Below are 25,637 nucleotides of genomic sequence, written 5' to 3'. Positions count from 1 at the left end.
TCGCGAATGTCGGCCGCGCTGAAGCGTTCGTGGACCTCGCAGCGTCCCTTCCAGGCGATGATCTCGACCTTGGTCTGCGCCGCGATGTTTTTCGCCAGATATTCGTCGGGCAGCATGATGACGCGCGGCGCATTGAGCGACTTCACCACCGCAAGCGCGTTTCCAGAGGTGCAGCAAATGTCGGACTCGGCCTTCACGGCTGCAGAGGTGTTGACGTAGGTGATGACCGGAACGCCAGGATAGCGCTGCCGCATCAGCCGCACGTCCTCGGCGGTGATCGAGTCGGCCAGCGAACAGCCGGCGGCGAGATCTGGGATGAGCACGGTCTTGCCGGGATTGAGGAGCTTCGCCGTCTCAGCCATGAAATGCACGCCGGCGACCACGATCAGATCCGCATCGACCGTCATCGCCTCGCGAGCCAGTGCCAGGCTGTCGCCGACAATGTCGGCCACGCAGTGAAAGATTTCGGGCATCTGATAGTTGTGCGCCAGGATGGCGGCGTTGCGTTCGCGTTTCAGCGCCAGGATGGCGTCGATGTCATCGGCAAAGGCCGGCCATTCGACTGGCGGGATAACGCGCCGGACGCGCTCGTAGAGCGACGCGGCCGTAGGTAACGCGCCGATCATCCGCGCCTCCGCTTATGTTCTGGGTGACAATAAGCAGCATATATCTACGCCGACTATAAAGGTGTCAAGCCCGCGCAAGCGGCAATCTTGTCCCCAAAACGACAGCGCTGTCGTCAAGAACGGCACGGCGGAAGCGGAAGAGCTTCGCCGGCCGCCCGCCCGTCTCGAGCGACGTCTGGCCAGTCTCCTCGACCAATTCCTGCTGTTCGACGAGTCTGCGGAAATTTGGCTTGTTGATTAGCCTGCCGGCGAGCGCTTCGACGGTTCGTTGCAGCTGTAGCAGCGTAAAAGACTGCGGCATCAGCTCAAAGACGACCGGCCGGTATTTGATCTTGGAGCGCAGTCTCGCAATGCCCGTCGCCATGATGCGCCGATGATCGGCAACCATGGACTTGCTGGGCACCAGCGAAGGCCGCGTCGGGTCGCGCCCGCTCCCGGCCTCTTGGACCAGTCCTGCTTCGTAGACTAACTCGTAACGTTGAAGCGTGAGTTCCTCATTCCAAGGGCGTCCGTCGAGGCCGAAGGCTGTTGCTGCCCGCTGTCGACGTTCGCGTCTCGTCGCCGCGTCGCCGGCGCCGTCTGCCCATTCAATCAGCCTCGGTCGCAGGACGTCCAACTCCACCGACGGCGTCCCGGAGCGGTGATCCTCCCATGGAAAATATTCATACCAGCTCCGCCAACCGCACTTACGCGAGCCCGCTGCCTGTTCTTTGCGCGTGAGTGCGAGATAGCTGATGGAGATAGCGCGCTGCTGGCGCCCGGAGCCGATGCGGTCTCGATCGGCGAAGGTGTAGAGTTGCTCAATGTAGCCCAGCGGATGGCCAGTCTGCTGCTCGACCCACCCCCTCAACCCCGACTGCAGCGATCGGTGCTCAAGCGCAAATGGTCCCGAAGGTAGCGTATCCGCCTGCCCGATGGTGAGGACACAGGGTTCATTGTCGTTTACAGCGACGACAAGGGCGATCAGATCGACTTTGACTTCGTCGGCCTTGACGGCGGCTCGGTCTTTCCTGGTTCCTTTTGCCTGTTTGTCCATGGTCGCGAAAATGGGTTGGTCGGCCTGGGTGCCTTAATCGATTTAATTTAAACGCAGCGACCTGCACGTCAACACTGCGAAAATGCATGGCCAATATTTAACTCTTCGCATTTGCACATAAACGTGCCAAACGCGACACTTGCGGTGGGTGACGTTGGGGAAGGAGGCATGCATTGAGCACAGCACGCGATTCGAAGGCGATTACACCGCCCGATATTCGGGCGCGTAAGGGCGGCGTCCCCCTGGTATGCCTGACRGCCTATACGACGCCGATTGCAAAACTGGTCGATCGACATTGCGACATCGTTCTTGTCGGCGACAGCGTGGGCATGGTGCTGCACGGCCTGCCGTCGACGCTCGGCGTTACCCTCGACATGATGATCATGCACGCCAAGGCCGTGCGCGGTGGCCTRGAGAAGGCTCTGATGGTCGTTGACCTGCCGTTCGGCTCTTATGAGGAAAGTCCCGAGCAGGCGTTCCGCAACGCGGCTCGTTTAATGGCTGAGACCGGCTGCGCGGCTGTCAAGTTGGAGGGCGGCGAGGCGATGGCCGCTACTATCCAATTCCTCGGTGCTCGTGGCATCCCTGTCATGGCTCATATCGGCCTGACGCCRCAGGCCGTCAACGGTTTCGGCGGCTACCGTGTACAGGGCAGGGGAGAGGACGCCGAGCGGATCAGGCGCGACGCGATATCGGTCGCGCAAGCCGGGGCCTTTTCGGTCGTACTTGAAAAGGTACCAGAGCAGCTCGCGCGCCGCATCACCAGCGAGATTGGCATCCCCACCATCGGCATCGGCGCCTCCCCGGCTTGCGACGGGCAGATCCTGGTCAGTGACGACATGCTCGGCCTGTTTTCCCCGTTCAAGCCAAAATTCGTCAAGCGCTACGCAGAACTCGGTGACCAGGCCGGCGCCGCGATCGCTGCCTATGCGGATGAAGTGCGCAAGCGGCGCTTYCCTGCCGCCGAGCACGTCTTTGCCGATGCGCCCAAGGGCGCTGACGCCGACGACACAGGAATCGGAGGAGCTGGATGAGCGTGCCGATTGTCAGGACCGTTGCGGGACTTGGCCAGATGGTCGCCGGATGGCGACGGGATGCGCCAGCATTGCCGTCGTGCCTACGATGGGCGCCTAGCGTGAAGAGCATTTGAGCCTCGTACGTGACACGCTCCAGACGGCAGATCGTGCGATCGTGACTCGTCAACCCTAAACAGTTCAACAGTGCCACTGACCAACGCGGCACTTGAAGTTCCATGTCGCTGCCTTCAGTTCCTCGATGACCTCACTCGCCCGGCTTTCCTKAGCTGGGTCAAGCCGGCCGACAGCTTACGCGACACCTAGTCGACTATCTCCGCTTCATTGCCCAGTCCAACTGCCTGCGAGAACTTCGCAGCGCATTCGGACGAGTCGAAACGCCGCGTCGCGGAGGATTCCGAGTACGGCCTGGCGGCATGGTCGGCAAGACCACAAACAGGCAGTTCCTCTGAGAGATCGCCCCCGCGGCGTTGCGTGGCCAAGTTTGCTTGAAGGCTCTACCAACGGCATCGCAACGCACATCCGGCACGCCGGATGGTCTATCTCAGACCAGTGTGTCGGCTGGACACTTTATAATCCAGATTATAATAATCGTGATTATAAAAGGAGCGGCGTTCGGCATCGCTCGTCATCGCCTATGGCCGCCGCAGGATCGGCAAGTCACGGCTCCTACGCCAAGCTGCCGTCGGCCGCAAGGGAATCTATTCCAGGCGACGCGGGTCTCCTCAGTCCTGAACATGAACAGTTCAAGCTCGAGGTGGCCCGGGTTCTTGGCCCGTCACCCGTCCTGGCATCGCTCGACAGCTGGGAGGGTATTTTCCACTTCGTAGCCGGAGCAGCCAAGGCCAAACCGGGCACTGTGGTCACGATCGACGAATTCCCCTACCTCGTCGATCAGGACAGCGCTTTGCCATCGGTGATCCAACGGTTCTGGGACTCCGGGGCGGCACGCGCGGGAAACCTCAAGATCATCCTGTGCGGCTCTGCGGTCGCTCAGATGGAGGACCTGCTGGCGGAAARGACCCGCTTTACGGGCGCATGACGCTGCGCCTGGAGGTGCGGCAGTTGCCCCTGCGCGACCTTTCGGGGTTCTTTCCGGAGTACAGCGCCGAGCAGCTCATAGAGACCTACGCCATTTTCGGTGGCGTGCCGTACTACCTGGCCCTCTTCGACCCGTATGCAAGCCTGCGCGAAAACGTCATCAATCTGCTCCTGACAGAGACCGGGACCCTGATCGACGAACCTAACACCCTTCTGCAGAGCGAGCTTCGGGAACCGGGAATCTACGCCAGCATCGTGGCCGCGATCTCGGAGGTCTGCATTCCGCCGGGGACATCGCGACGCGGCTGCAGATGCCGACTACCGCGGTCGGCCAGTACATCGACAGGCTCGAGCGGCTCCATCTCGTGAGCAGTGTGCGGTCGCTCGACGCGGCAGAGAAGTCGCGGAACAAACGCTTCGTCTTGACCGACCGACTTATGGGTTTCTGGCACAGGTTCGTAAGGCCGAACCTAACGGCGATCAACGGCGGTTACGGCACCGAAACCTACGACCAGTACATCCAGAGACGTTTCCCCGAATACATGAGAGGCGCTTTCGAGGGCGTCTGCTCTGGACCACGCTYGCCTTCATCTCGCCGAGGTCCTGGGCAGTCCAGCCCGCGAAGTCGGCAGCATCTGGGGCCATGCCGACTTCGATATCGATGTCGCGGGCCGCCTCCTCGACGAGACGTTCTTCTACGGCGAATGCAAGTGGCGCTCGGTTAAGATCGACACGGGAATGCTCGATCTGTTGAAGAAGAGATCGGAGACGACTTCCTACGGGAGGAACAAACCAGGCAAGCAGTATCTGTTATTCAGCCGCAACGGCTGCAAGCCTGAACTCGCCGAACTCGCCAGGAGCGACGCTTCTGTCCACATCATTGGACCCGAGGAACTGACGTTTGCGCCAACGCCAGATCCGGTGGACCGTCCAACGGGGTCGATTGGGCCTTGAGCTGACGTTGTCGAGTTACGTCTCCCAGATCAGGTCTGGCAGTTTGTTGACCTCCCAGTAGCCGCAGAGGAACCGGGAGGTCGGCCGCGACAGCGCGGTTCGCAGGACGCTGAACGTCTGGCGCCGTGGTACCGCGTGTCCTCGCGCCAGGCGAGCTCGGCGACGTACCAGTCGAAGTATTTGAGCGAGAAGCGGTGGGGTGCCGATATAGGCCCGCTGCACCCGCGAGAAGACGGTTTCGATCTGGTTGGCGTTGGTCCCGTCTTCGGCCTGGTAGGGAGTGGTGAAGACCGCCTTGCAACTCTGTCAAAGCACTTGAAGCGGCCGCGGCTCGTCGCGTGGCAGCGCAGCGCGCCGCATTTCGGGCAGTAGCTCGCCATCGGTTTCCGGCCAGCGCACCTTCTTGAACCAGCCATTGCCGGCTCCTCGCGGACCGTGGCGAGATCCATGACGGTGAGCGTCCGGCATTCCGGCGACAGCAGGAAATGCCGCCCTCTCGGTTGTTGTCTCTGACTTCGCTACGGCTCAGTCCCCCTCCGCTCGGAAGGCGGCTGGACCGCGTATTTCCAAGGCCGGACCGAGACGGGACGCACGTGACCACGGCAGCGGGCTGCGCGGACGAGAAGGCGATAGCTGATTTGATTGCTCAGTTCAGGCTCCAAACCGGCAGGCATGCAACGGTCGCGGCGGGCGATTGGCCACCAGATGGATGGCTCCACCTGGAACGCGCTCAGGAGCCGATCGAAAGGAGGTTGAATGGTTAATCAGAAGTAGGAAGCCAATCTGCGCAAGCGAGTCTTGCACGAATTGGGCATCGTGAACTTGGCCAGAAATCCAATTACTTAACGTGCAATTGGTGGTCTTTGCTGCCTAATGCCGGACAGTTCCTGATAGATTAAGGTGACAGCTTCGCAAGGCGTGTTCGAAAGCGCGCAGTGACCTAACTGCATTTTGCGCGGCGCGGCAATTGTGCGTTGCACAAAAACTGAGGCGCGGTTAGCGTTCTTGCGCTGCGGGAATCGGGCTTGGGTAATACGGACGAAGCGGTGAGAAACAATGCTTCGTCGAAAGTGCATTCATACCTGAGGATCCTGATGACCGTTACGAATACCGAGAAAGCCGGCGCTACARGTCTCGAGGCGATCGCACGAAACGGCAGTATGCTACGTCGCATGGCCGTACGCATTCCGACATATCTGTCGGATCTTCGCGAGAATCCAGCGTGGCTGCCGATGTTCGTGCTCGCCCGCACTATGCCGGCACGCAGAAYGCACTGGCTTGGTGCAAAGCCTGTTCGAGCGTCGCAGAAAGCGCGGGAAACGATGTTTGTCGGCGTCAATCTCCGGGACGTTGTCGATGCGCTGCGGTCGGATGGGCTTTTTTCCGGACTCGTCTTACCCAAATTTATCCATGAGGAGGTTGCAGCTTTCGTCCGGTGCACACCTTGCTTTGGCAACTTCGATCGCCGTTTCGAATTCATGCCGACGGAGCACGCACAGGCTGAAGCTCGGTTTGGCCGCCCGTTGCTCAGCGGCCACTATTTCGAGCGCATTCTCGGCTGCAAGGCGGCAGTTGCCATCCAAAACGATCCGTTGCTCATGGATATCGCTGCACACTATCTCGGCGGCCAGGCGAAACTCATCACCACCCGCGTCTGGTGGAGCTTCCCCACCAGCCAGGCCTCGGACGCAGACAAGAACCTGGCATCACTCGGCAAATACCACTTCGATCTTGACGACTGGCGGATGTTGAAGTTCTTCTTTTACCTACTGCCGGTAGACGAGGGCACCGGCCCGCATGTCTATGTCCGCGGCAGTCACAAGCGACGCGCGCTCAAGCATCAACTGACGCTTCTCGTCGGCCATCCCGCAGAAGAGGTTCTGGGCGTCTATGGYGAGCAAAGTGCCGTGACACTTACCGGAGAGGCAGGGCTTGGTTTCGTCGAGGATCCGTTCGGCTTCCACATGGGCACCGTACCGGCGCACAGCCCGCGGCTGATGATGGAAGTCGGCTTCGGCGTTTCGCCGCCCTCGCGGCGACGCTTTCACGGCGAGCCGGTTATTCGCTAATTTCGGCCAAGCCCCGAAACAGCTTTCCCAGACCGAGACCAGTGCCTCGCAGGCAGCACAATAAGCAATGGCGCCATCCCGGAACAACCAGCGTCCACGGCCGGGCGTTTTCCGCCACATGGTGCCATTGCAATCCTGCCATCACCGACGCCCCAGAAAGGAGACGAGTGCTAATATGTCCCGGCGCCACCGGCGCTATACCCATCGAAGACCTGACATGGATAGTTCGGACCTTGCCAGGACTTCAACCTCGCATTCTAGGATCTCGGCTAGTATGAGCCGAGAAATGAGGCTGTGGCCGTTTTGGCAGTGTTTAGAACCCCAAGCGGCCTGCATGCGTTTGGCGTCAATAGTCCAGACCTCCGCAACGCCCCTGCCGATTCGCCTATGCATCGGAGMTTGACGCCTTTCAAAAATTCCATGGCTCTGCCGCAGKCATCCGGCGACCAAGCGCGCCGGATGATCGGAGACTTCTTCCCGACCTGCCCCTGCCAGACCCGCGATTCTCAACCGAGGACTCACGTCAGCCGGTGCCAAGCTGGTCACAGCATTTTGTGAGAGCCTGATTGACGACAATCTGTGTTCAGATCCAGACATCCTCGGGTTAGCATCAAGCCGGCCAGGCGGCGAATCGTCTGATTTGTGGTCGCTGCTCACACCCCTTTTGGTGGCATGCCAATTGCATAGTCATAGCCGTGATACGTGTTCCGACATGGCCGTCGGCGCAGTCTTTAGCCCAGGAGTCCACATGACATTCGTCCGAACGCAATACAGGCTGCGCATCCCGTGGGACGCCCGGCTCCGTTGTATTTCGCGGCACTCAGCAAACAGGATCGCTATCGCTTTCAGGCTGTCAGCTAGGGCTGCCGTGAGGATTCTCATAAAACAAACATTCAGGAGAACTTATGACTCGACCACATGAATATCTGCTTCGCCGGTTCCCCAGTGGCACATAACACCAGATCCTCTTCAAATCCGTGATGATCCAAAAGGAAAACGGAAAATGYCTACCTCAGAAAAAGACGCTGTGGGGCCCTCGAGGCTCCTGAAATCACGGTCTCACTGGCTGCGAAGGATACTTGCCGCCACGGCGTTGGCCACTATAATGACCGCTCCAGCTCCAGCCGTCACCCAAGACGCTGACAAGCACTACTCCGAACAAAGCTTGGTTGATGAAAGCGTGGTGAGCTGTATACTTGGGGCATTGTGCATTCGCGATCCAAAGGTCCTCGAAGACCTGCCCGCCAACTAGCCCGCTTCATGCACCGCGGCGAGCTTTCGACGGCCTGAGGCGGCGCTCAGGTCGCCATTGCGRCACGTTTTGACAAGCCTCGTCGGGCGCCGGGGTTGATCCGTCGATGATGGCAGACGGGGTTTTGCGGGTTGCGGTCACCAGGTTCGTTTCAAGGCCCCCGTCGGGGTGCCGCTCGCCCTTGTCGCCGGCAAGCCCGAAAAATCCCAGACCAGGCTCCAGAAGGCCTCGCGGTTATCGATCGACCAACGATGGAGCTCGGCATAGCCGGAGAAAGTAAGCGCAGCCTTTGCTTCCGCGGCCTTCATGAACGCGGTTAGAGGCGCTGCGTCGCTGCGCTCCTGTCTCGGGGTCCACAAAGGTGTGTCGGCGGCCATGATCGCTCCTCCCAAAGCGCGTCGTGTTCGCGGCAGTCGGCCATCCCGACTGCGCGCCGCGTAGGCTTCAGGCAGACAGACGGGGCGGCAGCTCCGCCCGCAGGGCTTCTTGTTGTCCGCTGCCGAATAGAATCGCACCACGACGATCGCAATCGATTGCAGACGTAGAGGACCTTCTGAGATGATTAGCCGCTTTGGCTTACTCAAACGCACCCCCAATCTGCCCCCTGAAGACTTCGATGGGCATTGGCGTGCCACTCACGGCTCGCTAGCTTCCAGGCTTCCTGGCTTGCGTGCCTACTATCAGCATCTAGTTATGAACAAAGAGCAATTCGGCATCACACACGCCCGCGGCCCCTGGGACCTGGACGGATTTTCCGAGCTGCATTTTGACGACCTCGCCTGCATGATRTCGGCCATTTCTTCCCCGCAGTTCGCGGGAGCACTCGAGGACGAAACCAAATTTCTGCAGGATGTTCATCTCGTCGCCTGCGAAAAGTATGTCGTCGTTCCCGTGGAATTGGGGGATGGGCCCTCTGTGAAGCGCATGACAATACTGAAGCGACTACCGGGAATATCAGCAGAGCGATTCAGACACGAGTGGCTCGACGTGCATGCATCTTGGGTGCGCCAATGGCCGAACGTGCTGGGGTATGTCCAGAACTTGGTGGTTGACCGCTATCACGGGGATAGAATCGAAAGCGCGCGCTACGAGGCAGTGCCGGTCGACGGCATCGTCGAATTCTGGTTCCGCGACAAGCAGCGGGCCGCGGAGTTGTACGCCAGCGACATCGTGGCGCGGACTCAAGAACATGCCCTGATGTTCCTGGACGAGATCACGCCCTTTTTCGTTGAAACACGTCAAATGGTTTGAGGCGCCGGCCCTCCCAGTCCACCCCGATCGCCACCAGCACCGCCTGGCTGGCGATCACGCCGGCCTCGCGAGCCCGCTCGTAGCGCGCATCCAAAATGCGATACGGATAGCTTTCCTTGAGCGGCTGCTCAAAGACCGCCTTCAGCGCTTCATCCAGCCGCACCGTTGCCGCACTCACCGTCGCGRCCGAGAGGCGTGACCGCACAGTTCCTCGGTGATCGCCTTCACCTTGYGCGTCCACACCCCTTGCACATACATCTCCACCAGCGCCGATACCAATGCCTTCTCCGAGCGCTGATAGCGCTCAAACAGCTCCGTCGAGAACCGACCCGTCCGATCCTGCGGAACCCGCAGCTCCAGCACGCCAACCCGCGTCACAAGCCGGCGTTCGTAGTGGCCGGATCGGTAATCGATCCGCTCTGYGGTCCGCTCGCCCTTCTCAGCTCCCAGCGCCTCCGTCATCTCGGTTTCCAGGACCTCCTGCACCACACTCTTTAAAACCCGCCGAAAGCCGTCCGCATCCGACAGCAGTGGYGCTTTCAACTCTGGCCCGCTCAGCTTAACTTCTCGCTTGGTCATGGCACTTCCATTCCACGGGATCGGTGAATCGCAATGTCACCAGCGTGCCATGGCCGCCCCCAACCTCAGAGCAGCGGCCGTTCTCTCTTCAGAACTTTTTGCAGAATCTTCATGACATTATCGCGCGGGTGTGGTCTCCGGAAATGATTAGGATTGGCGTAAGCGACCAAATCCCGCGGCGTTTCCATGGCTTGCGCCACATCCGCCAACCCTCATGAAAAGGCTAGCTGACCGGCATATGTCCGGCCTCCCRCAAGGCGCCTAGGAAGAGAGCGGCATGGTCGTCGACATTAATCTTGGCCTGCATCGACAGAGGCATGCCGGTCCAATTCTCCAGTGGCGCGGTCAAAGCAGAGAAAATTCCACCGACAATGCAATGGCGGATAACAACGCCTTGTATGTCCAAAGCCAGCACGCCGGTCCGGTCACTTGGATATCGGATGGCCGCGATCCGCTGGACCGCCGCGTCACCGTCCACCCGCACGTCGAAAAGCAGGACACCGCGGCTCCTGGCAGCTATCGCCGCGGCTTTTTCACTGAAGCCTATGGAGAGAGCGCGGACACTTTCGACCGCCATCTGGAATACCAGCGAATCYAGTTCATCCGCAGCCATGGGAGTAATTGCGCGCAACACAGGGGTGATTGCAACGACACACTCGGCTTGTTCACAGATGTCGGCCCAAGACCGATCGTTTGGTTTGGGTTGCCGGTCGGCGACTGACGGCGTGCTCCGATTCGAGCCAATCCTGAAGCTGAAGGCGCGGGCTGCTAATGACGTTGGGCTTCCGCTCGAGGCTCATCAACAAACTCGGTTCCTTCAGTCCCCGAAGCTCGGCCACTTGGCCTTGATCGAGGCGTCGACAACCTTGTTTCTGAAGGTCCGGGCTTCTTTCAGAGTCTATTTTGTTATGCCTGGATCTTGGACATGCAGTGAAGTGGGCCGTCTATTAGGTTCGTGTTTCTTGCAGGCTCAGCCCGCTTGAGCACAGCGGCACGTCAGCGCATCAACCTCGTCCTCAGTTCACAAACGAGGCTCCCTAGGSTACTGGCAGAGCAGAGAAATCTCCGGTCGCAGCCTACCCGGTCAAAACAGGAAACCCCAAGATGAAGACTCTCGTCGTCTGCTCCGGCGGATTGGATTCCGTTTCCCTTGCTCACAAAGTGGCAGCGGAGCAGGAACTCGCCGGCCTCCTATCCTTCGATTACGGCCAAAGGCACAGCAAGGAATTGGACTTCGCCGGCCTTTGCGCRCAGCGTCTGAACGTCCCGCACCGCATCGTCGATATCCGCGAAATCGGCCGCGGCCTTTTCGGYTCGGCGCTGACCGACAATGTGGAGGTACCCGATGGGCACTACGCCGAAGACATGATGAAGGTCACGGTGGTGCCCAACCGGAACGCCATCATGTTGGCCATCGCCTTCGGCTTCGCTGCCGCGCGCAAGACCGAAGCGGTGGCGACGGCTGTGCACGGTGGCGATCACTTCATCTATCCGGACTGCCGGCCGGCCTTCATCGACGCCTTCCAGATGATGCAAGACCGCGCGCTCGAAGGCTACGCGAATATTCGCCTCTATACGCCTTATGTGAATCTCACGAAGGCGGACATAGTTGAGGATGGAGCCCGATACGGCACGCCATTTGCGGAGACCTGGTCCTGCTACAAGGGCGGCAAGCGTCACTGTGGACGGTGCGGGACCTGCGTCGAGCGGCGCGAGGCGTTCTATCTCTGTGGGCACCCAGATCCCACCGACTACGAGGACGCCGACTTCTGGCTCGACGCGGTGCGCAGGAGGAGCGTGTAATGTTCCGTATTACCAAGGAATTCCACTTTTCGGCCTCGCATCAACTCACGTCCTTGCCCCCTGACCACCAGTGCGCGCGCCTGCACGGGCATAACTACATCGTCGAAGTGGAGCTATCGGGCGAGCAACTGAACGAGCACGGCTTTGTCCGTGACTATCACGATTTGGCACCGCTCAAACGCTATATCGACGAGAACTTTGACCACCGACATCTCAACGACGTGCTGGGACACGAGCAGGTCACGGCCGAATGTCTGGCCAGACATTTTTATGAGTGGTGCAAGGCACGGCTGCCTGAAACCTCGGCCGTACGGGTGAGCGAAACGCCGAAAACATGGGCCGAATGCCGGCCATGACCGATACGCAACCCGCAATCCGCGTAAGTGAGATTTTCGGGCCGACGATCCAGGGCGAGGGCGTGCTCATCGGTCTGCCGACGGTCTTCGTCAGAACCGGCGGGTGTGATTATCGCTGTTCCTGGTGCGACAGCCTGCATGCGGTGGACAGGCAATTCCGGCATGAATGGGAGATGATGTCCTCCGACGCGGTGTGGCAAAACGTGGTCGCGCTTTCCGGCGGCCGCCCGTTGATGGTTTCGCTGTCAGGCGGCAATCCGGCTATCCAGCCCTTCGGTGCTCTCATCAAGCGAGGCCATGATGAGGGCTACCGATTTGCGCTGGAAACCCAAGGTTCCGTCGTCAGGGAATGGTTCGCCGAACTTGACGTGCTGGTCCTCAGCCCAAAGCCGCCGTCAAGTGAAATGAGGACCGATTGGGCCACTGTCGAGGCATGCTTCCAAGCGGCGCAGGACAAGCCGCAAGTCGTGCTGAAGTTCGTTGTCTTCGACAAAAATGACTATGCCTTTGCGAAAGAGGCCGCCGCGAGATTTCCGCGACTTCCAGTCTATCTGCAACCCGGCAATCATACGCCGCCACACCCCGGAAACGAGGACGCACCTGTCGACGTTGATGGAATAATGAAACGCATGGAGTGGCTGGTTGATAGCGTAACCCGCGACAGGTGGTTCGAAGCCCGCGTGTTACCACAGCTGCACGTTATGCTCTGGGGTAACAAACGAGGCGTCTAGCCAGCACTCGCCGGGGCGACAGCCTTCGGCATCCCATAGCAAGAATCGACAATCAGGATGCCGATCGCAGGCTCGTAAAGAGCTTGCGTCGACGGTTTCCTGTCGCTGCCAGGTAGCATGCGGCGCCCGGAGCGACACTCCACCCTGACCGTCGGYCCTTCTGTCGGATAGGCGCGCCAGGGCCAATGCAGAAATCCGCATAAGCACGATAGGAAGGATTGCTGACGAATGTCATCGCTAACGCGGGGGCGTCGCTCGCCGTCGCCGGCTCGCGGGGCGAGCCGGATGAAGTTCGGCTTGGCAAGGTCCTCGAGCGCTTTGCGGATCAAATCGTCCTGCTTGAACGGCGCTTGCCGCCGGCCAGCTCGCGTGAACGCCGCGCATGAATTGGGGGCAGGGCGCAAGCATCAAAGAGACCAGCTGCTATCTGCAGCCGATAGCCATGAACCCTCGYAATTTCCAGTGCTGCGGAAATGGCTAGCAATCGATCAAACGCGATTGACGCGAGTTTTATGACTCGAAATGCTCAAACTGCCGCTGAGTGCCTGGCCGTTTCACTCTCGAAATATTTATCGAACTTCACCGCAATGCTCCTTACGAAGGGGCGGTTTTCCGGCGGCACGACGAATTTGTCGCCTTGGAGTTCAAGCAGTCGAGCGGGATCCTTGAGGGCGATGGAGCTTGCCTGACGAAGGAGCTTTTGGCCGGCTTTCCCGAAGCGCTCCACCAGGTCGATCGCCGAGAAGGCGAAATCGCACATCAGTCGCTCAATGATCCAGCCCCGGACGCGATCGTCGTCGGAAAATGCTACACCGCGGACGCAGGCCAGCTTCCCCTCTTCCACCATGCTCCGGTATTCGCCGGTCGAAGGCATGTTCTGCACGTAGCCCTGGCGAAACCGGCCGATGGACGAAGGGCCAAGTCCAATCAACGTCTCGCAGCGATCCTCGGTATAGCCCTGAAAATTGCGATGCAATGCTCCCGCGCGGGCCGCTATCGCCAACGTATCGCCCGGCCTTGCGAAATGGTCGAGCCCGATTGATTCGTATCCCTTGTCCTCGATCGCTCGCGCAGCAAGTTGCGATTGCGCGAACCGCTCCGAGGCACCGGGGAGCCATGCCTCGTCGATCATCGTCTGATGCTTCTTGAACCAGGGCACGTGGGCATAGCCGAACAGCGCGATCCTGTCCGGTTCCAGGGTGAGCGCCTGCGCTATGGTGGAACGCACGCTCTCGCTGGTTTGATGCGGCAGGCCATAGAGCAGATCAAGGTTCACGGACTCTACTCCCCGGGAACGAACRCCATCGACGACTGCCTTGGTCTGCAAAAAACTTTGCTCGCGGTTGATCGCCTTTTGCACTTTYGGATCGAAGTCCTGCACGCCGACGCTCGCCCTGGTCATGCCGATTTCGGCAAGCGCGTCGAGGCGGGCTCCGTCCATATCGTTCGGATCGATCTCGACACTGATTTTGGCATCGTGGAGAAAATCAAAATTGTCTCGCAGCGCCGTCCCCAATGTCACCAGATGCTGCGGCTTCAGCATGGTCGGCGAACCGCCCCCGAAATGAACCGCGCGAACTCGGCCCTTGCCGCTGACGAGGCTGCCAACTGTCACGATCTCTGCATGCAACGAACGCAAATAGGCGACAACTGGCGCATAGCGACGCGTATGTTTGGTATGGCACGCGCAAAACCAGCAGAGCCTGTCGCAATAGGGAATATGCAGGTAAAGCGATATCTCCCCGCCGCCTTCGAGCGCCTCCAGCCAGCCGCGATAAACGACTGCATCGATACCTCGATGGAAATGCGGTGTGCTGGGGTAACTGGTATAGCGCGGGACATTCTCACCAAGTCTGGCAGCCAGTTCCGATCGCATGTCGTCGTCAACCTGTTTGAGTCGCCGGGACTGTGGACGCACGGATGAGCCAAAGCACTGATCTCGGTCAGCCTCCAGCATGACAAACTGCCGCAAGGATTTTTCTACCGACGATTGTTATCGTGCCGGCGCTTGGGACCGGGAGGGCGATCAGATYGGGAGAGCGATCAATGACACAACGGCACGGCCCTCACAGTTCCGGCATCCCCGCCTATTGCCTGTCTTGCCAGGCACGGCACCATGGCCTCTGCAGCGCGCTCGATCCAGATCGTTTGGCCAAGCTCGCCAGGACTTCGTCACGGCACAGGGTCGAACCGGGCGTCGAATTGATTGGCGATGCCGAGACCCTCAACAGCTATTCGAACGTGCTTTCGGGCGTGGTGAAGCTGACGAAGAGCCTCTCGGACGGCCGCCAGCAAATCGTCGGTCTGCGGTTCGCGCCGGATTTTCTGGGACARCCCTTCAAGGCGAAAAGCGCGATCTATGYCGAAGCGGCAACGACTGTCTCGATATGCTCGTTTCCGAAAGAGGCAATCGAAAAGATGATGAAGCAATCACCGGAGCTCGAGCATCGCCTGCTCACGCAGACGCTGAACGAGCTCGACGAAGCACGCGAATGGATGGTGACTCTGGGCTGCAAGACCGCGCCTGAGAAGGTAGCGAGCTTTCTTCTCATGATCGCCCGCAACATCGGTTCCAGTGCTGGCCCGGCAGCCAGATCGGCGCGCTTCGATCTGCCGCTAACGCGCGCCGACATCTCTGATTTTCTTGGAATTACAAATGAGACGGTGAGCCGTCAGCTGACCAGACTGAGAATGGACGGCGTGATCCGGATCGAGAACAGCCGCCGTGTCACGGTAGACGACATGAGCCGRCTGGAACAACGTTGCGGTGGGCGGTGGCCGAGGCGAAACCGCTGTTGAACGAGACCTGCGGCCGGCTCGCTCGTGGCCGGCCTGGCCGCCTCTCCCGTTCCCGCCCGCTCCATTCGCTATGCTCCCATGCTGGGGACAATGCGGCTACGCGGAGCCGGCAGGGGGGCCTTTCTACAACCCTGCTGCTTTCGTCAGGTGACGCCGAATAAATCGCGCGGGTTTGATACTTGCGAGTCATTCCGCAGAGCGGCCGAGCTGCTCGTGGACATATGGCTCATCGATTTCGGCCGTGGAGGCAAGGCCCGGCTAGCACCGAATGCCACCCCTTTGCCGTTCGCCTTCGGGCAGATCGCCGCACACGCTGGCCRCAAACCCGCGCGTTTGATGAGACGGGTAACTTCTTGGCCGCTGAGTGGCCTGGCGGCGACCTTTTTGCTGTCAAGTGGCTTAGAGAACTGACCCGATATCGCAGCCGGTCACACCTTACGTGTCCTGCGGTGYCACGTCCGGCGCCTGGTTCAGATGACTCTTGGATTGAATGAATCGCGATAACGCACCTCAAAACTGGAGAGAGCTGATTGAATCGAGTGATACCACTTTGGGATTTGCGAGATCTGCGTGCTCGAGCGCAGACAGTGTTCGCGTGCGGTTCTGGCCATCTCCTCAAAATCACTATAACCGACCGCAAGGCGATGCATCATTTCTGCAGCTTTGTCCTCGATGTCCGGCTCGTGGAGGACAACGCCATTAAGCCCATTTACGACCTGCCTCTTCAGACCAAAGGCGGACGACACTACGACGGGTTTGCCTCGGAACAGAGCCTCCGTTGCCGTAAGGCCGAAACCCTCTTMGCGAGATAGAGCAAATACTCCATGCGCGTTCTGTTGCAGCCGGCCGACGATTTCCGCATTTGCGTCGTGGTCCTTCATCGAAATACAGACCAGATACACGCGCCGCCGCACTTCCTCCGATAATTGAGAGCATAATAGGACGCATTTCTCGAAATACTCCCGTCCTTCAGGATCGTCGGCAACATCCAAAGGATCCGGTCCYGCGATCACCAGGCGTGTATCGTAGGCTTCCGCGAGCGCCGTTTTCACAAAGCGATCGTAAGCGGCGATAATCCGGTCAATACCTTTCAGTCCATCCCACCTGGATACATGAAGGAAATACCGTGAGTCGAGAATGTCCTGAAGAGAGGGGGTGGGCTCGAATTCTTGGCCGCTGAACGAAACCAAATGGTCTAGCGTCTGGCCCGCTGGCCCTTCATAATTACGGTTCTTGCTTGAAAATGGGCTGATGGATGGCGGGATGATATCTATAGGCAGATCAGTATCAAAGRCATATTCCTTGGCGCTTAGGACAATGCGTTGGAATTGATAGAGGTATTCGCCCAAGAATCCCCAGATTTCGTCGACCGTCGGGGTGCGCTTCGGATATCCGATGTGGCATCGCCAGATAGCCGGGTGCGGGTGAGATTCAAGGAACTTCGCAGCCGCAACAAGAGGCTGCGGATCATGAATTACCAGGAAGCCGTCAGGCCTGATGATCCTTTCCAGCTCCGTAGCGCCTTTCTTCGATGCCTCAAGATAATGCGGGAGCAGATCATTCAAGCCTGCCACGTTCACGTCGTGAAGAGAATTATGAAGCGCTTTGGTGAATTGAAAGAATTGCTCYTCCTTCGGCTTAAAGATGAGCCAACGCACATCAAAACCAAGGTCCCGAAGCAGRCAAATGTGATGTGGAAGCATTTCGGCCACCCCACCGCCGAATGCGGTGGAATTTATGTGCCAAATGCAACGGCTGCCGATCATGTTACGAGCTTCTCCGGACGAACGAAATAGCTCATCGAGGAGTTCCTCATAATGGTTTCGCTCCGCCACGTAATGGGCAAGTACCGAGCCTTCTACCAGCACCTCATCAAAAAGTGAGGTGCGGGGTTTCGTTGATACTTTCATCGTGGCCCCTCCCTTAGGTCTGTGGAGCAGGTTCAACTCAGCTGGTTTGAAAGGAAGCCTMGCCAAAGTTCTCTATCCAGCCCCTTGTGTCAGGATGACCTCTGGCGTTGGGGCCGACGCCGACGCAGTCGCAGCCTGCCGCGATCGCCGCTTCAATTCCGGTGGGGGAATCCTCAAAAACCAAGCATCTTTTGCCGGCGATGCCCAGCATTCGCAACAGCGTTTGATAGGGTTGCGGATACGGCTTTCCCTGACTGACGTCCTCGGCTGCAATCATGATCCGCGGCCAGGAGAGTCCAGCCGCCTCAAGGCGGGCAAGGGCCGAAACCCGTGCCGAAGAGGTGACAATAGATCGCCTTTCTGCTGGGATAGAGCTATAGAACTCTACGGCGCCCTCGATYGGTTGCAACAGTCCCATCGCTTGAACTTCGTAATCCGCAATGCGATCTGCCTCGCGTTCTGGCGAGAGATTGGGCGCGATCGCCGCCACCAAATCGACGTCGCGGCGGGCGGCCGACATTCGCACCGCGTTATCCGGAGAGATCCGTTCCTCCCTTGCCCATYGACGGAGTGCGCTTTCGACCACAGCCTCCGAATCTACAAGGGTTCCGTCCAGATCGAAGGCTACGTGATCATAGTCGTCGAGATGAACATTAACGGTTGCGGTTTTCGTGCGATTTTTCAAGGCTTTCCGCCCCATATCAGCCCCAATGATGCTTATTGGAAAGGCACGCTCTCTCTGCGGTGTGAAATGCCTCCGCGCACTATTCGACCATGGGCTGGGTCAGTAACCTGTGCAGTCATGTCTTCGTCCCAACAGTGTGCCGCTGCAAAGCGGCAAAAAATGCACCGTCCATGGAGCCAGGACCGAGCATCTAAGTTGCGCCTTTACCGTGTGACATAGCCATTCGCCTGGCGTTGGCCATGATTGTGTGGGTCGGATTGCTGTTCCCGGCGAAGTTCATAACGGAGCCATCCATCACATGGATGTTGGTCAACCCATGGACCCTGCCGCAGCTGTCCACGACCGAGTTCCTCGGATCACTACCGGCGCGCATCGTGCCGTGCAGGTGGGAGCTGCCTTTTCCCGGGAAATATGGCTCTCGCTCGATGCGGCATGCGCCAAGGTGGCGCAGGATGTCATCCGCGCGATCGCCGAGAAAATTCCTTCGTGCACGGTCATTTTCCGAGCTTCGGTATTCGAAACGGATATAAGGGGTACCGTACTGGTCAGCGGCCTCGTCAAGCGCGACGCGGTTATGCGACCATGGCTCTTCTCCGGCTATGTAGTGCAGGCGCACGACGCCGACGTTCTCATTCGGCGACGCGAAATTCGCTTCATAAATGAGCCCACCAAATTTGCAGGGCGCGCCGTTATGTTCGTAGAACTCATCGGTATACACGGTCGAATGCGGTCCCCAGTGGGGAGCAAATGCATCGGAGCCCCGATCGGCCCGCTCCATGTAGCCGACGGAGTAGCCGCCAATCTTGAACGAGAGGCCGCGTCCAACGAGGCCGGATTCATTTCCTATTCCCTTCGGAGCATGGTCACCCTTCGACCGGAGCATCAATGCCGCTGTTTGTACCGCGTTTGCGCAGACGATGACCCTTTCAATTGGGATCCGGATCAGTTCCGACGAGAGCGGCACATAGCACTCAAGGGCTCCAGCCCGACTGTCGTTCTGCATTTGGATCCGGTTGACGAAACAGCCGTATAGAACCGAGATTGACCCTGGCAGGGCGGAGTCATCCAAAATGTTTCTTGCAAGCACTGATGCTCTCGCATCCGTAGGGCACGCGAGTTCATCGCAAGYCGAACAATTGATGCATCCCTTGTTGCTCCCTGGCGGCCTGATTGCTAGTGGGATGGTTTTTGATCTTATGCCGAGTTCCTGCATTGCATTGGATAACATCAGTCCACGCGGACTGGGTGGATACGATGGAAGCCCATTCGCGCCACTGATCTCCAAGAGATGCTCGATCTCCAAATAGTAGGGTTCGAGCTCCTCGAGGGCAATCGGCCAGTCAATCGCCATGTCAGTCGTAAGATATTGGGAAGCTGACAGATCTGCTTGTCGGTATCTGAACGTTATCGCGTTGTAGAACGGCATCCCGCCGCCGACGCAGGACGCTGTCCAGGGGTTGCCATCGGCCTGACCATTGGAAGTGAATGCCTTGCTGTACRGCTCTTGATGAGGCCCGAGCATGGCGCCAGGATAAGCCGGGCCTCCATATTCCAGGACGGCCACATGGCACCCCTTTTCAGCAAGTGTCCGGGCGACGATCGATCCAGATGGCCCGGAGCCGACAACAACCGCATCGAAGTTTGTGTAATTACTCGCGTGCGCCGCAATGTGTCTGATGTCCGTCACGGGTAATAGTCTCCTGTGGGGTGTGCGGTAGCGGGCCAGCGGGCGGTGCTCGCGATGGAGGTCAGGAGTTGCTTTATACGGGACGCGTAGTGGGGGGCGGCGATGCCTGTCGGACCGGTGGCTGGGTGGCGACAGTTGACGAAGAGGCCGTCGTGGGTGGATGCATTCGGAAGACCAGCGGCGGCGGCATTGGTGGGGTGACCATCAAACGTCTTCTCCTTTTCAGTGACGTGTTGCGGACGGCAGCGCATTTACTGTGCCAACGAGAAACCGTTTTAATTCAACCGATGCTCGTACTCTGGTAGTCGCATTTCCAACATTGTCGGACATTGGACAGTGCCAAACACCAAGCGCTCGCGGGCTCGGCAGCGATAAGATTGCTATTGCTCACTTTTTTCGCTATCATGAGTTATAGAAAGGCGCTCTATAGCTCATGGCATGGAATTGGGAGCAGGCCGACTGGCCGCATTTTACCTACGACAAGATGGCATTGGACCCGCTGGAAAGGGAGTTCCTGTTGCGATCGGGCGAGTTCCTGGGCGTGTTTCGCCATATCAGCCCCGATGACCGCGACCAGATCCRCATCGATCTAATCAGCGAAGAGGCCTTGAAGACATCCGAGATCGAGGGGGAGTATCTCAACCGGGAAGGCCTGCAATTATCCTTGCGGCAGCAGCTTGGGCTCGGAGGGGAGAATAGGCCCATCCCGCCCGCCGAGCGGGGCATCGCCGAAATGATGGCTGACGTGTATCTGCATTTTGCCAACCCGCTCTCGCATCGCACGCTCTATGCCTGGCACAAGATGGTGATGTCCGGCGAGCGGCGTATCAAGACGATCGGCAACTATCGCCAACATGCCGATGTCATGCGGATCGTCTCTAACCGGTTGGACAAACCCAAAGTGCATTTCGAGGCGCCGCCCTCATCGCGCGTGAAAGCCGAGATGGACRCCTTTACCATCTGGTTCAACGATACCATGCCCAAGGGCAAGACTCCGCTTCCCGCGCTGACGCGCGCCGGTATCGCGCACCTTTATTTTGAGAGCATCCATCCGTTCGAAGACGGCAACGGCCGCATAGGACGTGCCCTTTGCGAAAAAGCGCTGGCGCAAAATCTGGGCGAGCCGAGCCTCATCGCGCTGGCCTACACGATCGAGCGTCGCCGCAAGGCCTATTATGGTCATTTAGAGGCCAGCAACCAAAACAACGCGATCACTGATTGGCTGATCTACTTCGCCAGCACGATTCTAGAAGCGCAGCGCGTAACGCTCGCCCGCGTCGAATTCTCCGTTGCCAAGGCCAAGTTCTACGAGCACCACCGTGGGCAGTTCAACAAACGCCAGGAAAAAGCCGTCGCCCGGATATTCCGTGAAGGTATCGACGGCTTTAAAGGCGGCCTCAGCGCGGAGAACTATATCGCCATCACCCAGGCATCCCGCGCCACGGCGACAAGGGACCTGCAGGATCTGGTTGCCAAGGGTGCGCTGACAAGAACTGGTGAACTCCGACATACACGTTACATGCTGAACATTCGTGACAATCGTGCGTATATGCCATCAGCGAATGACTAAGTCTGTACCACCGCGCGGCGGTCAAGCGACTGCGACAGCACGGCCACGGCGACGGCCAGAAGCGCGAGCGTAGCGCCCACCAGCGGCAGGTTCGCGTACGATACGCCCCAGGAGATGGCGAGGCCGCCGATCCAGGCGCCGCCGACATTGCCGACATTGAAGGCGCCCTGGTTGAGCGTGGCGGCGAACAGCAGGGCCACGGCGAGCAGCGTGGGGACCACCGTCGGCATCAGCTTCCAGTCCGCAAACCTGCCGCCGATGATGTTGCCGATGGTCATGCCGGCGCCGAACAAGAGCAGCACCCAGGTGACGGTTGCCGTCGACAGGCCGCAGACGCCGGTGAGATAGGGCTTGATGTACGTGAAGACGGCCGGCGACGAATACGTGCCACGGATGAACCGCATCGTGCCACTTCGCCACCAGGCCATAGAGACGAACCCGATCAGCGCGCGGGGCGTGTGAAAGCTGCGTTACGTGAGCGACACGACCCTCACAGCGACGCCTCGAGGCAACCGGCCGCGGATCGCACCGGGCGGCATGCACGAGGTAGGYATCAACCGGATACGACAGCTTCGCAACCGCAGCCGGACGGGCTTGTCGAACAGGGTGATCGGCGGGCCGCCACAAGTGCCTCCCCCGCCTGGAGTGATGATCTCGACTACGTCGTGCAGCACTCTCATCTGTCAGCTTGTTGAAAGGCAAGCCCCCTAGAATAGTGTCCAGCCGCCAAACCGTCTTGAGCTGCTCTGAACAGGCAAAGGAGATAGGATGGATCCCTTCAACAATATCAATCCATCCCGCGTCTCGGATAGAACCCGCACAGACGACGCAGGCTCGCAACCACAGCAGGCCGACCAGGCGAGTTTTCAGGAGCATTTGAATGCCTTGCAACCGGGCTGGCATTGGCCGGCCGTTCCAAACAGCCGCCTTGCCAGGCGGCGTGGCGGCTTGCACGCAGATGCGACTGGATCGAGGCTGCCGCAAGAGGAGGGCGCCGGGGAAGGCGGCTCGCGCTTGCCCTTTGCTCCACCAGCCCACTCACCCGTGCAGAGTTTCGACCAGGACGAGGTCTTTGCCGCCGCCGACCGGGCCGGGCCGTTGCCGGCTGCAAGTTTCGCCTCGGCGCAGTTCTGGCAGGAGGCGGAGCGCGTGGCCCACTCACCCGCGCCGAGCGTCAATCAGGAGGAGCATCCGCGTCGCCGTGCAGCGATTGGGGACGCTTCCGAAGCTTTGAGTTCCATGYCGCCGCCGCGGGTCAATCTGCCGGGCAGGGGATTTGGAAGGGCAGCCGAAAGCGTGAATCCCCCTGATGTCGTCGCGGAGGCGTATCGGCCTGCGGCCAATCAACAGCGCGATCTGACCGGCGCGCGCCACACAATGCCGACCGAGGCGACGCGCCAAGGTGCCGTCGTTCAGCAAACCCGCAGTCGCAAGCGAAGCCGCGAGCACCCGGACGAGATGCTTTTTGCCGCCTACGGCGCGCGGGCTAAAGCGTCCACGATGAGCGAAGGGTCGATCGAGCGCGACATAACCGCGCTGCGCAAGTTCAGCACATGGCTTGAGAAGAAACACCAGAGCCAAATCCAAGGCCGGACTGAAGATGAGCAACTGGATAGCCTGACGAAGGACTTCGCGGCCAACAATGCTAAGTTATTGAACCAACTTAATGTGGCGCTGGGAAGGCTCCGGCAAGTCTCCGCCGGACAGCCGGTGAAGGCTGCTTCGAATGTTCGACCTGGCACCAAGGACGATGAGGAAATCTTCGCCGAATACCAGGCAAAGGCCGTGGCGGCCGGCCTCAAAGAGGGAACCATGAGGGGCGACCTAGCGGCGCTACGCAAGTTCAGCAAATGGCTTGAAAAGAACCACGGGACGCAGATCGTCGGACGGATGGAGGATCGGCAGCTGGACATCCTGGCGAAGGACTTCGCGGGCGACAATACTAAAATATTGTATCAACTTAACGGGGGGTTGGGAAGGCTCCGGCAGGCGTCCGCCGGACATTGGGTGGTAACTGGTTCGTCTGTCCCATCTGGCACCAAGGACGATGAGGAACTCCTGGCCGAATACCAGACAAAAGCCGTGGCTGCCGGCATCAAAGAGTCTACCTGGAGAGGCGACGTCTCGACATTGCGCAAATTCAGTGCATGGCTGGAAGGAAATCATCAGAGCCAAATCTACGGCCGGATTGAAGATCGGCAGTTGGACAGACTGGCGGCGGAATTCGCGGGCAACGACACGGCGCTGCTCAGTCATGTTAACATAGCCCTGAAGAGGCTCCGGCAAGCCTCTGCCGGACAGCCTGTGAAAGTCGCAAGGACTGTTCAATCCGGCACGAAAGACGATGAGGAACTCCTGGCCAAGTACCAGACAAAAGCCGCGGCTGCCGGCCTCAACGAATCTACCGGGAGAGGGGACATCGCGGCGCTGCGCAAGTTGAGTGCATGGCTTACAGAAAACCACCGGACGCAGATCGTCGACCGACTTGATGACCCGGGGCTGGATAGGCTGGTGGCAGCCTTTGCGGACCGCGAGGGCGGGCGTATCCACGCGGCGTTGGCAAGGCTCCGGCAAGCCTCTGCCGGACAGCCTGTGGTAGCCGCTCCGACTATCCGTGGCACGAAAGACGACGAGGAACTCTTCGCCAAATACCAGGCAAAAGCCGCAGCCGCCGGCCTCAACGACAGTACGATGAAGGGTGACTTGCTGGCGCTGCGCAAGTTCAGCGCGTGGCTTGAGGAGAACCGCCGGACCCAGATCTCCGACCGTCTTGACGATCCTGGATTGGACGCCCTGGCTGCAGCCTTTGTAGAGCGCGGGGGCGGGCGCATCCATCCGGCGTTGGGAAGGCTCCGGCAAGCCTCCACCGAACAGCGGGTGACAGCTGCTAAAGGGCGTCCTATCAGCCAAGAGAACCAGGTGATTGAGGATGCATGTAAGGCAGCTGCAAGCCGGTACCCCAAATCTACGCTAAGCACCTATCGGGGTATTTTGACCCGTTTCGACCGGTGGCTTCATCAGAATTTCGCGAAGGGCATTACCCAGATTGAGCCCGCGGTGCTGAGCCGGGCGGTGGAAGAGTACAAGAAGAACGCAGGCCAAACTTTCGGCACGGCCTGGGGCTTTCTGCAGCGATACCGGCAAATGGTCGAAGCCAACAATGCGCTGGGCCTGTCAGCCCATGGGCAAGCGGCGCCGCCCCAGCAGGCAAGCGATCCGCCGACTGGAACTGCCCAGAGCGTTCCCTTCTCGCCCATCCCAATGTCGCCGGGCGATCCGGCCTGGGACGTGCTTCGAGCCTTCAATCAGGAAGAGACCGCACAGCCTAGGGCGCCAACGGCTGATCAAGTGATCGAGGATGCATGTAAGGCGGCCGCAAGCTGGTACCGCAAAAGCACGCTAAGTAGCTATCGCAGTATTTTGGGTCGTTTCAACGAGTGGCTTGGTCAGAACTTCGGCAAGGGCATTTCCCAGATTGAGCCGGCGGTGCTGAGCCGGGCGGTTGAAGAGTACAAGAAGAACGTAGGCCCGACATTCGGCACGGCCTGGGGCTTTCTGCAGCGATACCGTCAAATGGTTGCAGCCAACGATGCCCTGGGCTTGTCAGCCCATGGGCAAGCGGCGCCGCGCCAAGAGYCAAGCGGTCCGCCGACTGGAGCTGTCCAGAGCGTTCCCTTCTCGCCCATTCCGATGTCGCCGGGCGATCCGGCTTGGGACGTGCTGCGAGCCTTCCATGAAGAAGACGCCGCACAGCGTGGTGCGCCAACGGGTACCAGTGTGCCGCAGTTCCATCAGACGACATCGCTCCCGTCACAGTTGGCCCCCGCGCTGGCCCMTTCCTCGCCTGCTCAAAGTGCCGACTCGTCCTCGACCTTCGCCGGCCTTGCGCCGCTGTCGCCTGCACCTTATCGGCGTCCGGATTTCGATCTCAATGCGCTCACGCCCGAGCAACTGGCCGAGGATGCTGATAGCGGCTCGCGCCATTGGGCCGCCGATGCCGGCTCGGCAATTGCCCAGCCCGGCTCGTCACGTAGATCATCGCAGATCTATGCCGGTCTTGATGACATCGTCGACTTGCAGGACGATGCCGGCTCCGCGCCGCGGTCGGACGCTGCCAGGTCGAGATCGATTGCCGGGCCATCGCCGTCATCGAGCGTGCCTGGCGAAGGTTCCGCGGCGTCGAGCGCTGCACATGGCAGGCTCCCGGATCTCGGGCCACAGCTTGGCTCGTGGGCGCAGGCCGGTCGGGGGGCA

At 59.6% G+C, this 25,637-nt stretch carries 19 protein-coding genes and 3 pseudogenes; 12 read left to right on the top strand and 10 right to left on the bottom strand.

All coding sequences use genetic code 11. From position 1 onward, the window contains the following. Together ORS3428_RS28335 and ORS3428_RS28330 are read right to left on the bottom strand one after the other, a co-directional pair. On the bottom strand, positions 1 to 626 hold a 626-nt coding region (locus ORS3428_RS28335), incomplete at its 3' end, for a quinolinate synthase (protein ID WP_071101584.1). Positions 627 to 690: 64 nt separating this feature from the next. After that, positions 691 to 1,662: an NUDIX hydrolase gene (locus ORS3428_RS28330; RefSeq protein ID WP_040999437.1), complete on the bottom strand. Its 972-nt coding sequence runs from the start codon at positions 1,660 to 1,662 to the stop codon at positions 691 to 693. A gap of 173 nt (positions 1,663 to 1,835) precedes the next feature. Here ORS3428_RS28330 and panB point away from each other — a divergent pair, with 173 nt between their 5' ends. The 4 genes from panB (at position 1,836) to ORS3428_RS28315 (ending at position 6,760) form a co-directional block, all read left to right on the top strand. Then, entirely contained in the window at positions 1,836 to 2,696 is an 861-nt protein-coding gene (gene panB / locus ORS3428_RS28325; RefSeq protein ID WP_071101583.1) for a 3-methyl-2-oxobutanoate hydroxymethyltransferase, read from the top strand. Positions 2,697 to 3,333: 637 nt separating this feature from the next. After that, positions 3,334 to 3,738, top strand: a complete 405-nt coding sequence (locus ORS3428_RS32805; protein ID WP_108723204.1) for an AAA family ATPase — start codon at positions 3,334 to 3,336, stop codon at positions 3,736 to 3,738. Further along, entirely contained in the window at positions 3,735 to 4,106 is a 372-nt protein-coding gene (locus ORS3428_RS32800; RefSeq protein ID WP_108723203.1) for an AAA family ATPase, read from the top strand. Before ORS3428_RS32805 ends, ORS3428_RS32800 begins: the two co-directional genes overlap by 4 nt. 1,679 nt (positions 4,107 to 5,785) lie before the next feature. Continuing rightward, positions 5,786 to 6,760, top strand: coding sequence for a hypothetical protein (locus ORS3428_RS28315; RefSeq protein ID WP_071101582.1), 975 nt, complete (start codon positions 5,786 to 5,788; stop codon positions 6,758 to 6,760). 1,389 nt (positions 6,761 to 8,149) lie between these two features. Here ORS3428_RS28315 and ORS3428_RS28310 read toward each other — a convergent pair. Further along, positions 8,150 to 8,389, bottom strand: coding sequence for a hypothetical protein (locus ORS3428_RS28310; RefSeq protein ID WP_071101581.1), 240 nt, complete (start codon positions 8,387 to 8,389; stop codon positions 8,150 to 8,152). A gap of 181 nt (positions 8,390 to 8,570) precedes the next feature. Here ORS3428_RS28310 and ORS3428_RS28305 point away from each other — a divergent pair, with 181 nt between their 5' ends. Further along, positions 8,571 to 9,263, top strand: coding sequence for an EthD family reductase (locus tag ORS3428_RS28305; RefSeq protein ID WP_071101580.1), 693 nt, complete (start codon positions 8,571 to 8,573; stop codon positions 9,261 to 9,263). A gap of 1 nt (position 9,264) precedes the next feature. On the opposite strand, the pseudogene ORS3428_RS28295 reads toward ORS3428_RS28305, so the two are convergent. Further along, positions 9,265 to 9,842 (bottom strand): annotated as a pseudogene (locus ORS3428_RS28295) (transposase); the annotation flags it as partial. 223 nt (positions 9,843 to 10,065) lie between these two features. Next, entirely contained in the window at positions 10,066 to 10,455 is a 390-nt protein-coding gene (locus ORS3428_RS34515; protein WP_071101577.1) for a hypothetical protein, read from the bottom strand. A gap of 491 nt (positions 10,456 to 10,946) precedes the next feature. On the opposite strand from ORS3428_RS34515, the gene queC reads away from it, so the two are divergent. The 4 genes from queC to ORS3428_RS33420 all read left to right on the top strand — a co-directional run bounded on the left by queC (position 10,947) and on the right by ORS3428_RS33420 (position 13,118). Continuing rightward, positions 10,947 to 11,645, top strand: a complete 699-nt coding sequence (gene queC, locus ORS3428_RS28280; protein ID WP_040999425.1) for a 7-cyano-7-deazaguanine synthase QueC — start codon at positions 10,947 to 10,949, stop codon at positions 11,643 to 11,645. Then, on the top strand, positions 11,645 to 12,001 hold the full coding sequence (gene queD / locus ORS3428_RS31925) for a 6-carboxytetrahydropterin synthase QueD (RefSeq protein WP_040982657.1): 357 nt from the start codon (positions 11,645 to 11,647) through the stop codon (positions 11,999 to 12,001). Before queC ends, queD begins: the two co-directional genes overlap by 1 nt. Further along, on the top strand, positions 11,998 to 12,732 hold the full coding sequence (gene queE, locus ORS3428_RS28275; protein WP_040999505.1) for a 7-carboxy-7-deazaguanine synthase QueE: 735 nt from the start codon (positions 11,998 to 12,000) through the stop codon (positions 12,730 to 12,732). Before queD ends, queE begins: the two co-directional genes overlap by 4 nt. A 218-nt stretch (positions 12,733 to 12,950) precedes the next feature. Beyond that, positions 12,951 to 13,118, top strand: a complete 168-nt coding sequence (locus ORS3428_RS33420; RefSeq protein ID WP_157895997.1) for a hypothetical protein — start codon at positions 12,951 to 12,953, stop codon at positions 13,116 to 13,118. A 140-nt stretch (positions 13,119 to 13,258) separates the two neighbouring features. On the opposite strand, the gene hemN is transcribed toward ORS3428_RS33420, so the two are convergent. Then, a complete protein-coding gene (hemN, locus tag ORS3428_RS28270; RefSeq protein ID WP_071101575.1) occupies positions 13,259 to 14,608 on the bottom strand; it encodes an oxygen-independent coproporphyrinogen III oxidase in 1,350 nt (449 codons plus the stop codon). A gap of 170 nt (positions 14,609 to 14,778) precedes the next feature. Between hemN and ORS3428_RS28265 the strand changes: the two genes are divergently transcribed. Then, the gene (locus ORS3428_RS28265) at positions 14,779 to 15,531 is read left to right on the top strand and encodes a Crp/Fnr family transcriptional regulator (protein ID WP_071101574.1); all 753 of its coding nucleotides are present in this window, start codon (positions 14,779 to 14,781) and stop codon (positions 15,529 to 15,531) included. 470 nt (positions 15,532 to 16,001) lie between these two features. On the opposite strand, the gene ORS3428_RS28260 is transcribed toward ORS3428_RS28265, so the two are convergent. From ORS3428_RS28260 to ORS3428_RS28250, 3 genes are all read right to left on the bottom strand, one after another. Beyond that, complete coding sequence (locus tag ORS3428_RS28260; RefSeq protein ID WP_071101585.1) at positions 16,002 to 17,441, bottom strand: glycosyltransferase; 1,440 nt, start codon at positions 17,439 to 17,441, stop codon at positions 16,002 to 16,004. Between the two features lie 37 nt (positions 17,442 to 17,478). Beyond that, positions 17,479 to 18,126 (bottom strand): HAD-IA family hydrolase, encoded by a 648-nt coding sequence (locus tag ORS3428_RS28255; protein WP_244508130.1) that lies wholly within the window; start codon positions 18,124 to 18,126, stop codon positions 17,479 to 17,481. A 190-nt stretch (positions 18,127 to 18,316) separates the two neighbouring features. Next, entirely contained in the window at positions 18,317 to 19,813 is a 1,497-nt protein-coding gene (locus ORS3428_RS28250) for a GMC oxidoreductase (protein ID WP_071101572.1), read from the bottom strand. 433 nt (positions 19,814 to 20,246) lie between these two features. Here ORS3428_RS28250 and ORS3428_RS28245 point away from each other — a divergent pair, with 433 nt between their 5' ends. After that, positions 20,247 to 21,383, top strand: coding sequence for a Fic family protein (locus ORS3428_RS28245; RefSeq protein ID WP_071101571.1), 1,137 nt, complete (start codon positions 20,247 to 20,249; stop codon positions 21,381 to 21,383). Here the strand turns inward: ORS3428_RS28245 and ORS3428_RS28240 are convergent. Then, a pseudogene (locus ORS3428_RS28240) lies at positions 21,380 to 21,754 on the bottom strand (MFS transporter); the annotation flags it as partial. The gene ORS3428_RS28245 and the pseudogene ORS3428_RS28240 sit on opposite strands and share 4 nt — an antisense overlap. Before the next feature lie 397 nt (positions 21,755 to 22,151). Here ORS3428_RS28240 and ORS3428_RS28235 point away from each other — a divergent pair. Then, positions 22,152 to 25,637 (top strand): annotated as a pseudogene (locus tag ORS3428_RS28235) (hypothetical protein); the annotation flags it as partial.

The organism is Mesorhizobium sp. ORS 3428, from assembly GCF_001854785.1.
Lineage (GTDB): Bacteria > Pseudomonadota > Alphaproteobacteria > Rhizobiales > Rhizobiaceae > Mesorhizobium.
The sequence above is the reverse complement of the archived record's forward strand: the minus strand, read 5'-3'. Positions and strand labels throughout refer to the sequence as shown.

Bases quoted from the DNA above. Each gene is read 5' to 3' on its own strand.
- ORS3428_RS28330 (WP_040999437.1), bottom strand. From the start codon at position 1,662: ATGGACAAACAGGCAAAAGGAACCAGGAAAGACCGAGCCGCCGTCAAG.
- ORS3428_RS32800 (WP_108723203.1), top strand. From the start codon at position 3,735: ATGACGCTGCGCCTGGAGGTGCGGCAGTTGCCCCTGCGCGACCTTTCG.
- ORS3428_RS28310 (WP_071101581.1), bottom strand. From the start codon at position 8,389: ATGGCCGCCGACACACCTTTGTGGACCCCGAGACAGGAGCGCAGCGAC.
- queD (WP_040982657.1), top strand. From the start codon at position 11,645: ATGTTCCGTATTACCAAGGAATTCCACTTTTCGGCCTCGCATCAACTC.
- queE (WP_040999505.1), top strand. From the start codon at position 11,998: ATGACCGATACGCAACCCGCAATCCGCGTAAGTGAGATTTTCGGGCCG.